Raw genomic sequence first — 11895 nt, 5'->3', positions numbered from 1 at the left:
TCTGCTGCATTCCTGTTCACAGCCGACAACTCGTGATGGATTGGAGACTGCCTTGCGCCTCGCCACGCCACTTCTCGCGCTGACCTTCGCTCTCGGCCTCGCAACCGCGGCCCAAGCCGATGAGAAGCTTCCGCCGGACCAGCAGGCCAAGGTCGAGGCCATGCTGAAGCAGGAAGGCTTCACTAAGTGGAAGGAGATCGAGCTGGACGACGGCATGATCGAGGTGGATGACGCGATCGACGCCAGCGGCAAGCAGTTCGACCTGAAGCTCGATCCCAAGACCCTGGCGATCGTGAAGCGCAAGGCCGAGTAGGCGGCATCGAGGCAGCGCTTGCGTTCGGGCCGAGGCCCGGCCATATAGCCGGCGGGGGGTTGGCGAGGGACGTTTCACTCGCCAACCGGGTCAGGTCCGGAAGGAAGCAGCCCTAACGAGACCGAGCGGGTCTTCGTCCAGCCTCCCACCTCATTCCCTGCGCGCGGCAGCCCGATTCTGACACGGCATGGACGCTTCGACCGGCACGCCTGACGACGAGCCGGGCCTGCCCGGGTTTCCAGCGCCCGCAGCCGCGGCGACGCCCTACCGGGTGCTCGCGCGAAAATACCGCCCCACGAATTTCGGCGACCTGATCGGTCAGGACGCGATGGTCCGGACCCTGGCCAACGGGTTCGCGGCCAATCGCATTCCGCAGGCCTGGATGCTCACCGGCGTCCGCGGGGTCGGCAAGACCACGACGGCGCGCATTCTCGCCCGCGGCCTCAACTACGCCCGCGCCGGCCAGCCGGATACCGGCCCGACCGTGTCGATGCCGGAACTCGGCCTCCACTGCGCGGCGATCATGGAATCCCGGCACATGGACGTGCTGGAGATGGATGCCGCCTCGCATACCGGCATCGGCGACGTCCGGGCGATCATCGACGGCATCCGCTACGGGCCGGTCTCGGCGCGCTACAAGGTCTACATCGTCGACGAGGTCCACATGCTCTCCGAGAAGGCGTTCAACGCCTTCCTGAAGACACTCGAGGAGCCGCCGCCGCACGCCAAGTTCGTCTTCGCCACCACCGAGATCCGCAAGGTGCCGGTGACGATCCTGTCCCGCTGCCAGCGCTTCGACCTGCGCCGGGTCGAGGCGCCGACGCTGCACGCCCATCTCGCCAAGGTCTGCGCGGCCGAGGGCGTCTCCGTCGAGGACGAGGCCCTGGGCGCGATCGTGCGCGCCGCGGAGGGCTCGGTGCGCGACGCGCTCTCGCTGCTCGATCAGGCCATCGCCCACGGCGCCGGCACGATCACCGCGCAGAGCGTGCGCGACATGTTGGGTCTCGCCGATCGCGCCCGCATCCTCGACCTGTTCGAGGCGGTGATGCGCGGGTCGGTCCCGGCCGCTTTCGCGGAATTGCGGGCGCAGTACGATTCCGGCGCCGACCCGTCGGTCGTCCTCTCGGATCTCGCCGCCTTCACCCATCTCGTCACCCGGCTCAAGGCCGTGCCGGAGACCGCGTCGGATCCGACGCTGAGCGAGACCGAGCGCGTCCGCGGCGCTGAGTTTGCCGAGAAGCTCTCGATCCGTGCGCTGTCGCGGGCGTGGCAGATCCTGCTGAAGGCCATCCCGGAGGTTCAGGCCGCCCCGCGCCCGCTCGCGGCGGCCGAGATGGCGATCGTGCGCCTCGCCTACGCGGCCGACCTGCCCACGCCGGACGAAGCCCTGCGCCAGCTGAAAGCCGAGGCGGCCGCGGCACCACAGGACGATCCGCCCGCGCCGTCGGGGCGCCCGCCTCTGCCACCGATCCCGGATCTGCGCGGCGGCTCGGCGGCTCTCGCGGCTTCACCCCGAACCGAACTGGCACAGCCCAATCCGGCGGCCGTGCCGACGGCGATGGCTATCGCGGCCCCGCGGCCGGCACCGGTGGCGCCTCCGACGCCGCGACTCGGCCGTTTCGAGGATCTGATCGCGCTGGCCGATGCCAACCGGGACATCCTGCTCCGCACGGCGCTGGAGCGGGACATCCACCTGGTGCGATTCGAGGAGGGCCGCATCGAGTTCCGGCTCGCGACCGGCGGGCGTCCGAGCCTCGCCACCGACCTCGCAGCCGCCATCGAACGCTGGACCGGACAGCGCTGGGTCGTCGCCCTCTCGAAGGAAGAAGGTGCGCCGACGCGTGACGCCGCGGCCCGCGCCGCCACCGAAACCCGCCGGGAGAACGCGGCCGCCGATCCGTTCGTGCGCGAAGTGCTCACCCGCTTTCCCGGGGCCGAGATCGTCGACGTGCGCGAGACTGCGCCCGAGGCTCTCCCCTCGGCCGAGCAGGAGATCCTCGGGGTGGGAGACGCCGCCCCGGTGGACGAGGTCGAGGACGACGAAGCCTGAGCCCTCGGCCCGGCCGCCCATGGCGGTTGGCGGCCGGCGTTCCCAGATCACCCCACGACAAGGAAACGGGAAGAGAGCCGCATGCGCGACCTGATGGGCATCATGAAGCAGGCCCAGGCCATGCAGGAGAAGATGGCCAACCTGCAGTCCGAGATGGACGGGATCGAGGTCACCGGCGCCTCGGGCGGCGGCTCCGTTCGGGTCACGATGACCGCCAAGGGTCAGATGAAGGGCGTCAGCATCGACCCGTCCCTGATGGTGGCGGACGAGCGCGAGATCCTTGAGGATCTGATCGTCGCCGCCTGCAACGACGCCCGCGGCAAGGCCGAGGCGACCATGCAGGAGCGCATGGCCGAGCTGACCAAGGGCCTGCCGCTGCCGCCGGGCATGAAGCTGCCGTTCTAGGGCTTGTCGACGCGGAGGGGTCTCCAGCCTGCGGGCCGGTCATCTCTGCGCCCCGTCATCCCGGGGCCGCGCAGCGGAGCCCGGGATCCAGACCCGCCGACCTGCCAGACACGTACACCCCCGGTGCGTCTGGATTCCGGGCTCGCCTGCGGCGCCCCGGAATGACGGGCTGTCCGGCCCGTGCGCGACCGCTTTGATCGGGCGATCACGGGCGGCACGTCGGGCCGCCCGATCTCATGGTCAGGCTGCGATCGCCTGCGCGGTCGGCCCGGCAGCGCGCACGTCGGCGTCGACATGGGCCTCGAACCGCTTGAAGTTGTCGTCGAACATCTTCACGAGGCGCGCCGCCGTCTCCACGAAGGCGCCCTTGTTGGCCCAGGTCTTCACCGGGGTCAGGATGTGCGGCTCGACGCCCGGAACCGAGACCGGCACCGCGAAGCCGAAATACGGGTCGCGGCGGAACTCGGCCTGTGCCAGCGAGCCGTCGAGGGCAGCGCTCAGCAGGCGGCGCGTCACGCGGATCGGCATGCGCCGGCCGGTGCCGACGCCGCCGCCGGTCCAGCCGGTGTTGACCAGCCAGCAATCGACGCTGTGCTTGGCGATGAGGTCGCGCAGCAGGTTGCCGTAGGTGCTCGGATGCCGCGGCATGAACGGGGCGCCGAAGCAGGTCGAGAAGGTCGCCTCCGGCCCGGTCAGGCCGCGCTCGGTGCCGGCCACCTTGGCGGTGTAGCCCGAGAGGAAGTGGTACATCGCCTCGGCGCCGGTGAGCTTGGCGATCGGCGGCATCACCCCGAAGGCGTCGCAGGTCAGCATCACGATGTTCTTCGGATGCCCGGCCCGGCCTGTCGCGCTCGCGTTGGCGATGAAGTCCAGCGGGTAGGCGCAGCGGGTGTTCTCGGTGAGCGACGCGTCGTCGAAGTCCGGCATGCGGGTGACCGGATCGATGATCACGTTCTCCATCACCGTGCCGAAGCGCTCGGTGGTGGCGTAGATCTCCGGCTCGGCGTTGCGCGAGAGACGGATGGTCTTGGCGTAGCAGCCGCCCTCGAAGTTGAAGATCCCGGAATTCGACCAGCCGTGCTCGTCATCGCCGAGCAGCTGGCGGGAGCTGTCGTTCGACAGCGTCGTCTTGCCGGTGCCCGAGAGGCCGAAAAAGATCGCCGAGCCGCCCTCGGCGTCGAGCGCCGCGTTGGCCGAGCAGTGCATCGGCATCACGCCCTGACCGGGCAGAATGTAGTTCAGGTAGGTGAAGACCGACTTCTTCATCTCGCCCGCGTAGGCCGAGCCGCCGATCAGCACGAGCTTCTTCGAGAAGTCGATGGCGATCACCGTCTTCGACCGGCATCCATGCCGGGCGGGATCCGCCTGGAAGCTCGGCAGGTCGATGATCGTCATGTCCGGCACGTAGGACGCGATCTCGGAGCGGTCCGGCCGGATGAGCAGGTTGCGGATGAACAGCGAGTGCCACGCGAACTCGGTGAACACCCGCGCCTTGACCCGGTAGGCGGGATCGGCGCCGCCGTAGAGGTCCTGGGCGAACAGCTCCTTGCCCTCGGCATGCTTCAGGAAGTCTTGGCGCAGGGTCTCGAACTGCTCGGGCGTGATCGCGCCGTTGTTGTCCCACCAGACCTCGTTCTCGGTGCCGGCGTCGCGGACCACGAACTTGTCCTTGGGCGAGCGGCCGGTATGGCTGCCGGTGGTCGCGACGATCGCGCCGCCGCGGGCGAGCTGCGCCTCCTTGCGGGACAGCGCCTCTTCGTAGAGGCGCGGCGCCTCGAAATTCCAGTGGACGGCCTTGAGGTCGCGGAAACCGGCCGCCTCGGCACCGTGGGCCGCGTTGTGATCACCGATGTTGGTCAAGAGCGTATCTCCCGGGCCCCTGTTCGACCGTCGACGCGACTGAGCCGGACGGCACCGCCGTCCGGATCCGACCGGGAGACGTCCGCGCGGTCGTACAGGTCCGCCGCGCGCAGGATCTCCGTTCCCCGGCTGCTTGCCGTCCCTGCAACGAGTAGGCGGCGAAGCTTCGCTGTCATTATGGGCTCCTCCAGGGGCCCGCAATGTGGACAAACAGGTTAGACCACAGTCGTGGACTCAGGAACCCAAGTCTGTAAGCCGTTTCGCGCGTCGTGCAGCAGAACGGTACGGGCGGACCGACTCTGGAATACCCATATACCAGAGGTGCGAGCCTGAACCCTTGCGCGCCGCCCGGCGGCGTCTATGCCCGTCCGGATCCTCCGCCCCTCCTCGCCCAAGAGGCACGATGCCCCAAGCCGTCGCCGGCCCCGAGATCGAGCGCCTGATCCAGCTTCTCGCCCGCATGCCGGGCCTCGGACCCCGCTCGGCGCGGCGGGCCGCCCTCCAGCTCATCAAGAAGCGCGACACGCTGCTCGGCCCGCTGGCCGATGCCATGCGAGTGGCGGCCGACCGCATCATCGTGTGCACGAGCTGCGGCAACGTCGATACCTCCGACCCCTGCACGATCTGCCGCGATGCCGAGCGCGACCCGACGACGCTCGTGGTGGTCGAGGACGTGTCCGATCTCTGGGCCCTGGAGCGCTCGGGCGCCGTGAAGGCGCGCTACCATGTGCTCGGCGGCGTCCTCTCGGCGCTCGACGGCGTGCGGCCGGAGCACCTGAACCTCGCAAGCCTGGTAGAGCGCGTGGCCCGGCCCGAGGTGACCGAGGTCATCCTGGCGCTCAACGCCACCGTCGACGGCCAGACCACCGCCCATTACGTGACCGAGTCGATCCGGCATTGCAGCGTGAAGGTCACGCGGCTCGCCCACGGCGTGCCGGTCGGCGGCGAGCTCGACTATCTCGGCGAGGGCACCCTGTCGGCGGCGATCCGCAGCCGCACGGCGTTCTGAGCGGCGGGAAGCCGGCGCGAGCCGGTATTTGACCGGTCCACGACCGCATCCTATTCGACGCTGAGCCCGGACCCGTCCCGGCGCCTTCCCTGCCGGTTTCCGCCATGACCATCCGCCCGCTCGTCATCCTCCCCGATTCCGTCCTGCGCCAGAGTTCCGAACCAGTCGGTCCGATCACCGCCGAGATCCGCACCCTCGTCGCCGATATGTTCGACACGATGTACGACGCGCCCGGCGTCGGGCTCGCGGCGATCCAGATCGGCGTGGCGAAGCGTGTCGTCACGATCGACACGTCGAAGGAGGAAGGCGTCCGCGACGCGCGGGTCTTCATCAATCCCGAGATCGTCTGGTCCTCAGAGGAGAAGCGGGTCTACGACGAGGGCTGCCTGTCGATCCCCGACTATTACGCCGAGGTCGAGCGGCCGGACCGGGTGCGCGTGAAGTTCCGCGACCTCGACGGCAAGGAGCAGGAGATCGAGGCCGACGGCCTGCTCTCGACCTGCATCCAGCACGAGATCGACCATCTCAACGGCGTGCTGTTCATCGACCACCTGTCGAAGTTGAAGCGCGACCGGGTGATCAAGAAGTTCACCAAGGCGGCCAAGCGCGACGCGGCCTGAGCCGGCCATGCGCGTCGTCTTCATGGGCACGCCGGACTTCGCGGTGCCGACGCTCGCCCGGCTCGCGCAGGACGGGCACGACATCGTCGCGGTTTATACCCGCGCGCCCGCCAAGGCCGGCCGCGGCATGAGCCTGCGTCCCTCGCCGGTTCACGCGCTGGCCGACACGCTCGGCGTGCCGGTCCTGACGCCCGCGACGCTTCGCACGCCGGAGGCAGCCGAGACCTTCGCGGCGCACCGGGCCGACGTCGCCGTCGTGGTGGCCTACGGGATGCTGCTGCCGCAGGCGATCCTCGACGCGCCGAAGCACGGCTGCCTCAACCTGCACGGCTCATTGCTGCCGCGCTGGCGCGGCGCGGCACCGATCCAGCGCGCCGTCATGGCCGGCGATGCCGAGAGCGGCGTCGGGGTGATGCGGATGGAGGCGGGCCTCGACACCGGCCCCGTGGCCCTGGAGGCCCGGCTCCCGATCGCCCCGGGCATGACGGCGGGCGCGCTGCACGACGCGCTGATGCCGGTCGGCGCCGATCTGATGGCGCAGGCCCTCGCCCGTCTCGACGCGGGTACCCTGACCTTCACGCCGCAGCCGGAGGACGGCGTCGTCTACGCCCACAAGATCACCAACGACGAGGCGCGGATCAACTGGTCCAAGCCGGCCACCGAGGTTGCCAACCGGATCAACGGGCTGTCGCCCTTCCCCGGCGCGTTCTTTGAGGTCGATCTCGGCAAGGGTCCCGAGCGCGTGAAGGTGCTGCGCGCCATTCCGGCAGCGGGCGCAGGCGAGGCGGGGACGTTGCGCGATGCGGAGGGAATTGTCGCGTGCGGCGACGGCGCCGTCCGGCTTCTGGAGCTGCGCCGCGCGGGAAAAGGCGGGAGCGCCAGCGGAGCGGAGTTCGTCCGAGGCGCCCGTCTCACGCCCGGCGCCCGCCTCGGCTGATGCGCGTAGCCCGGTCAAGGTCTTCTGCACTCGGTCCAACCCGTCATCGCGCGCGCAGCGAAGCGACCCAGGGCAGCGCACCCTGGCGAGGCTTGGCGCGACACGGGATTGCTTCGCTACGCTCGCAAAGACGATCGCGCGCACATCCTTCCAAAGCTTTGTGTCATATCGCGAAATCGAACATCAGAGCGCCCTCGGTAAACCTTGAGGGCGCCTGCTGATGCCCCGCTACAAACTCGTCATCGAGTACGATGGCGGCCCGTTCTGCGGCTGGCAGCGGCAGGCCGAGGATCCCACGGTCCAGGGCGCGATCGAGGCGGCCGTCACGCGCTTCTCCGGCGAGGATGCCCGGCTCACCTGCGCCGGCCGGACCGATGCCGGCGTGCACGCGATCCATCAGGTGGCCCATCTCGACCTCGCCAAGGACTGGCGAACCGACACGGTGCGGGACGCCCTCAATGCCCATCTGCGGCCGCAGCCAGTCGCGATCCTGTCCGCCGAGATCGTACCGGAGAGCTTCGACGCCCGCCACTCGGCGATCCGCCGGCACTACCGCTACCGCATTCTCAACCGGCGCAGCCCGGCGGCGCTGACGCGAGCCCATGTCTGGCACGTGCCGTGGCCCCTCGACGCGGATCGCATGCACGACGCCGCCCAGCGCCTCGTCGGCCGCCACGACTTCTCGGCCTTCCGGGCCGCCGAGTGCGGGCGAACAGCCCAATCCGCACGCTGGAGCAACTCGACGTCGCCCGCGTCCCGATGGCTCTGCACGACGAGATCGTGGTGGCGACCGCGGCGCGCTCGTTCCTGCACCATCAGGTGCGGGCCATGGTCGGCACGCTGATGCTCGCAGGCTGCCGCCGGCTCTCGGCGGATGACGTCGCCGAGATCCTCGCCTCGGGCGACAAGCGCCGCTGCGGGCCGCTGGCCCCGGCCGCAGGGCTGACGTTCGTGGGCGTCGACTACGGTCCGGCGAAGTAGGCGTCGAGCACCCGCTCGTAGATCGCCGTCAGTCGCTCCAGATCGGCGACCGCCACGCATTCGTCGACCTGATGCATGGTCTCGCCGACGAGGCCGAACTCGATCACCGGGCAGGCATCCTTGATGAAGCGCGCGTCCGACGTGCCCCCTGTCGTGGAGAGCGTCGGCGTCAGGCCGGTCTCGGCCCGGATCGCCTCGGAGACGAGCGTCACGAAGGCGTCCGGCCGCGTCAGGAAGGCCGGCGCATTCGAGGGCTGGAGGTCCAGGCTGAAGCGCACCGCGTTCCCGGCCGCCTGCTCCAGGCGCCGACGGATCTCCGCGCCCAGGCTCTCGGCCGTCCAGTCGTCGTTGAAGCGGACGTTGAAGGTCGCCCGGGCGGTTGCCGGGATCACGTTGGTCGCCGGGTTGCCGACGTCGATCGTGGTGAACTCGAGGTTCGAGGCGTCGAAATGCGCCGTCCCGCGATCCAGCGGCTCGGCGACCAGCGCCGAGGCGAGGCGCAGCAGGCCCGGGATCGGGTTCTCGGCCTTGTGCGGGTAGGCGACGTGGCCCTGCCGCCCCAGCACGGTGAGCTTGCCGGTGAGCGACCCGCGCCGGCCGATCTTGATCATCTCGCCGAGCCGGCCCGGATTGGTCGGCTCGCCGAGGACGCAATGGTCGAAGCGTTCACCCCGTCGCCGCGCCCAATCGAGGAGCTTCACGGTGCCGTTGACCGCCGGCCCCTCCTCGTCGCCGGTGATCAGGAACGCGATGGAGCCGCCGAAATCGGCGCCGCGCCGTTCCAGGAAGGCGAGCGTGGCCGCGAGCATGCAGGCGATGCCGCCCTTCATGTCGGCGGCGCCGCGGCCGTACAGCATCCCATCGGCGACCGCGCCCGCAAAGGGGTCGTGGCGCCACGCGCCCTCGCCTTCCGGCACGACGTCGGTGTGACCGGCAAAGACGAGGCACGGACCGTCCTGCCCGATGCGCGCGTAGAGGTTCGGCGTATCGGGGTATCCGGGCTCGGAGAAGACCGGCCGCTCGATGGCGAAGCCGACGGGCTGGAGCGCGTCGGCGACCACGTCGAGGGCGCCGCGATCCTCCGGCGTCACGGACGGGCAGCGGATCAGGGCCTGCGCGAGACGCAGAGCCGCGTCGGGGGCGTGATGATCAGCCGGCATGGACCCGTCCTCGGCGGCGTGACATGCCGCGCGGCCCGCTTAACCCGAAGCGGGCCGCCCCGGAACTCCCGTCCCGAGCCCTACTTGGTGACCACGACCTGCACGTCGCCGTGGCGGCGCTGCACCGACACGGTGACGTCGTCGTCGTAGCGCTGGAAGCGGATATCCAGGCGCGAACCGCCGAGCTTGACGTTGTAGAGGGTCACGCCGTCGAGGAAACCCGGGAGGATCGGGTTCTTCAAACGGACGCTGTTGCCCTCATGGTCGAGTTCGAGGCCGAGACACGCGGCCAGGAACGCGAACGGCGCCGCCGCCGCCCAGGCCTGCGGGCTGCAGGCCACCGGATAGGAAACCGGCCCGCGCTGCTTGCGGCGCATGAAGCCGCAGAACAGCTCCGGCAACCGCTTCTGGTCCTGGTAGAGCGAGGTGTCGAACATCCCCTGGAAGATGCGCGCAGCCTCGTGCTTGCGGTCGTAGCGCGCCAGACCCATCGCGATCAGCGCGTTGTCGTGCGGCCAGATCGAGCCGTTGTGGTAGGACATCGGGTTGTAGCGCGCCTCGCCCTTGGCGATCGTCCGCACGCCCCAGCCGTTGAAGCCGTCCTTGCACAGCAGTGTCTCGGCGACCTGGGCCGCCCGCTCCGGCTTGGCGATGCCGGTGAACAGGGCGTGGCCGGCATTGGACGAGCGCACCGCACACTGCTTCTTCGCTCCGTCCAGGGCCAGCGCGTAGGTGCCGATCTCCTCGTTCCAGAACGCCGCGTCGAACTTCTCGCGGAGCGCCGCAGCTTCCTGCGTGAGGCGCTCGGCCATCGGATCGTGCCCCAGCTGCGCCGCGAGCTTCGCCATGCCGTTCTTGGCCGCGTAGACGTAGCCCTGCACCTCGCACAGGGCGATCGGGCCCTTCGCCAGCTGACCGTCGGTGTGGAAGATCGAATCGTGGCTGTCCTTCCAGCCCTGATTTTCTAGGCCCTTCTCGGTGTCGCGGGCGTACTCAACGAAGCCGTCGCCGTCCCGGTCGCCGTAGCGGTCCATCCATTCCAGGGCGAGTTCCAGCGCCGGCCAGATGGCCCGGACGGTCTCGAGGTCGCCCGTGACCGCGTAGTACTCCCAGGCCAGCATCACGAAGAGCGGCGTGCCATCGATGGTGCCGTAATAGTGGCGGAACGGCACCTCGCCGAGCATCGCCATCTCGCCGCGGCGGGTTTCGTGCAGCACCTTCCCGGGCTGGGCATCGGCCGCCGGATCGATCGCCTTGGCCTGGGTCGAGGCGAGGTAGCGCAGCACGCCCCGGGCGAATTTCGGGTCGATCCAGAGCGCCATCATCGCCGTGATGATGCCGTCGCGCCCGAACACCGTGGAGTACCAGGGGATGCCGGCGAACGGGTAGATGCCCTCCGGGGTGCGGGTCGCCAGCATGTAGAGGTCGGCCGTGGCCCGGCACAGGCCCTCGTTGAACTGATCGTTCGGCGAGATGATCGTGGTGATCCCCGCCGTGAGCGCCCGGAGATCGCGCCGCGAGTCGCGATAGGCGCGGGCGAAGATCGTCCCCTCGCCGAGGTCCTTGAGCTCGCGCCGGGCGCCTCCGGCATTGGCCGCGAGCGTCAGCTTGGCGGCCGCGTCCTCGCCGACCATCGAGTCGGTCGGCGGCTTGGTAAAGGCCCGATGCGCCTCGAAGGTGACGCGGATGAACAGCGAGGTCCGGCCGCCCGGCGGCAGCGACACGTCGAAGACCACCTTGCCGGGCTCGATCGAATCGGGCTTCGGGCCGAAATGCAGCGCCGTGGTCCGGACGATCTCGTCCAGGCCGACGTAGCGGAACTGGACCTCCCGGTCGCTCGCCACCTGGACGCCGCGCTTGCCGCGCTCCTTTCGGTCGGTGCCGCGCACCTCGAACAGGTCGCGGTAATCCGCATCGAAAGTCACGGCGATGCGCAGGCGGCGGTGCTTCGAATCGAAGGAGCGCAGGCCGATGCGGTCGTAGCAGGCGCCGCGGAACAGGAACTTCGTGCGCTCGATCGCGATCGTCTCGCGCGGAATCGAGGTCTCGTCGTGGGCGTCGATGCGGATGTCGGGCGTCGTCATGTCGACGCTGAGCGCGCCGTTATCGTCCTGCATCACCGAGGAGAGCATCAGCGGGCGCTGTCCCTCCACCGTGACCTCCAGGCGCGAGAGGTAGCGCGTGTCCTGGAAGTAGAGGCCCTCCGGGCCGGGCTGGACGCCGATATCGCCGTAGGAATCGAGGACGCCGAACGCCTCGCCGAACTTCAGCGAGCGCAGGGGCCGCTCGACCAGGGAGGTCTGCGCCTCGATGTGATAGGTCGGCAGGACGTCGTCTGCGTCCTGGAATCCGTGCGCCACGCTTCCGGAGCTCGCCGCGGTCCGGGCCTTCGCGTCGTGGGCCGCTGCCGTGTTGTCCGCCGCCATGCAGGGCATCTCCGGGTGCAAGTGAGAGGTGCGATCGAGAGGGCTGCTGCACCCGTTCGATGCAGCAGCCCTTGTTCACCCTACGGATGAGTCGCCTTTAAGACGCTAGGCCGAGCCGGACCCGCCTCGCAAGC

Annotated in this window: 9 protein-coding genes, 1 other RNA gene and 1 pseudogene; 8 read left to right on the top strand and 3 right to left on the bottom strand. The window is 69.6% G+C overall.

The genetic code is table 11. The features are described 5' to 3' along the window. Window positions 1-52 precede the first annotated feature (52 nt). From M6G65_RS32555 to M6G65_RS32540, 4 genes are all read left to right on the top strand, one after another. Entirely contained in the window at window positions 53-313 is a 261-nt protein-coding gene (locus tag M6G65_RS32555; protein ID WP_192706747.1) for a PepSY domain-containing protein, read from the top strand. Window positions 314-365: 52 nt separating this feature from the next. Next, an RNA gene (ffs, locus tag M6G65_RS32550) (signal recognition particle sRNA small type) lies at window positions 366-464 on the top strand. Window positions 465-500: 36 nt separating this feature from the next. Continuing rightward, window positions 501-2363 (top strand): DNA polymerase III subunit gamma/tau, encoded by a 1863-nt coding sequence (locus M6G65_RS32545; protein WP_250103381.1) that lies wholly within the window; start codon window positions 501-503, stop codon window positions 2361-2363. An 81-nt stretch (window positions 2364-2444) separates the two neighbouring features. After that, the gene (locus M6G65_RS32540; RefSeq protein WP_238194360.1) at window positions 2445-2768 is read left to right on the top strand and encodes a YbaB/EbfC family nucleoid-associated protein; all 324 of its coding nucleotides are present in this window, start codon (window positions 2445-2447) and stop codon (window positions 2766-2768) included. A gap of 240 nt (window positions 2769-3008) precedes the next feature. Here the strand turns inward: M6G65_RS32540 and M6G65_RS32535 are convergent, their stop codons facing one another. Next, a complete protein-coding gene (locus tag M6G65_RS32535; protein WP_238194359.1) occupies window positions 3009-4628 on the bottom strand; it encodes a phosphoenolpyruvate carboxykinase in 1620 nt (539 codons plus the stop codon). A 403-nt stretch (window positions 4629-5031) separates the two neighbouring features. Here M6G65_RS32535 and recR point away from each other — a divergent pair, with 403 nt between their 5' ends. From recR to truA, 4 genes and pseudogenes are all read left to right on the top strand, one after another. Beyond that, the gene (gene recR, locus M6G65_RS32530; RefSeq protein ID WP_250103380.1) at window positions 5032-5637 is read left to right on the top strand and encodes a recombination mediator RecR; all 606 of its coding nucleotides are present in this window, start codon (window positions 5032-5034) and stop codon (window positions 5635-5637) included. Between the two features lie 104 nt (window positions 5638-5741). Beyond that, window positions 5742-6257, top strand: a complete 516-nt coding sequence (locus M6G65_RS32525; protein ID WP_238194357.1) for a peptide deformylase — start codon at window positions 5742-5744, stop codon at window positions 6255-6257. A 7-nt stretch (window positions 6258-6264) separates the two neighbouring features. Beyond that, complete coding sequence (gene fmt / locus M6G65_RS32520) at window positions 6265-7194, top strand: methionyl-tRNA formyltransferase (RefSeq protein ID WP_238194356.1); 930 nt, start codon at window positions 6265-6267, stop codon at window positions 7192-7194. A 220-nt stretch (window positions 7195-7414) separates the two neighbouring features. Continuing rightward, window positions 7415-8175 (top strand): annotated as a pseudogene (gene truA, locus M6G65_RS32515) (tRNA pseudouridine(38-40) synthase TruA). On the opposite strand, the gene dapE reads toward truA, so the two are convergent. Both dapE and M6G65_RS32505 read right to left on the bottom strand, forming a co-directional pair. Next, window positions 8157-9335: a succinyl-diaminopimelate desuccinylase gene (gene dapE, locus M6G65_RS32510; RefSeq protein ID WP_238194354.1), complete on the bottom strand. Its 1179-nt coding sequence runs from the start codon at window positions 9333-9335 to the stop codon at window positions 8157-8159. The pseudogene truA and the gene dapE overlap by 19 nt on opposite strands. A gap of 80 nt (window positions 9336-9415) precedes the next feature. Then, complete coding sequence (locus M6G65_RS32505) at window positions 9416-11761, bottom strand: amylo-alpha-1,6-glucosidase (RefSeq protein WP_250103379.1); 2346 nt, start codon at window positions 11759-11761, stop codon at window positions 9416-9418. Window positions 11762-11895 lie beyond the last annotated feature (134 nt).

This window comes from Methylobacterium tardum, from assembly GCF_023546765.1.
Classification (GTDB): domain Bacteria; phylum Pseudomonadota; class Alphaproteobacteria; order Rhizobiales; family Beijerinckiaceae; genus Methylobacterium; species Methylobacterium tardum.
Note: the sequence above shows the minus strand (reverse complement) of the source record. Positions and strands in the feature narration are given on the sequence as shown.

Excerpts from the sequence above, each read along its gene's own strand:
- M6G65_RS32505 (WP_250103379.1), bottom strand. The coding sequence starts at position 11,761 with ATGGCGGCGGACAACACGGCAGCGGCCCACGACGCGAAGGCCCGGACC.
- M6G65_RS32545 (WP_250103381.1), top strand. The coding sequence starts at position 501 with ATGGACGCTTCGACCGGCACGCCTGACGACGAGCCGGGCCTGCCCGGG.
- dapE (WP_238194354.1), bottom strand. The coding sequence starts at position 9,335 with ATGCCGGCTGATCATCACGCCCCCGACGCGGCTCTGCGTCTCGCGCAG.
- M6G65_RS32525 (WP_238194357.1), top strand. The coding sequence starts at position 5,742 with ATGACCATCCGCCCGCTCGTCATCCTCCCCGATTCCGTCCTGCGCCAG.
- fmt (WP_238194356.1), top strand. The coding sequence starts at position 6,265 with ATGCGCGTCGTCTTCATGGGCACGCCGGACTTCGCGGTGCCGACGCTC.
- M6G65_RS32540 (WP_238194360.1), top strand. The coding sequence starts at position 2,445 with ATGCGCGACCTGATGGGCATCATGAAGCAGGCCCAGGCCATGCAGGAG.
- recR (WP_250103380.1), top strand. The coding sequence starts at position 5,032 with ATGCCCCAAGCCGTCGCCGGCCCCGAGATCGAGCGCCTGATCCAGCTT.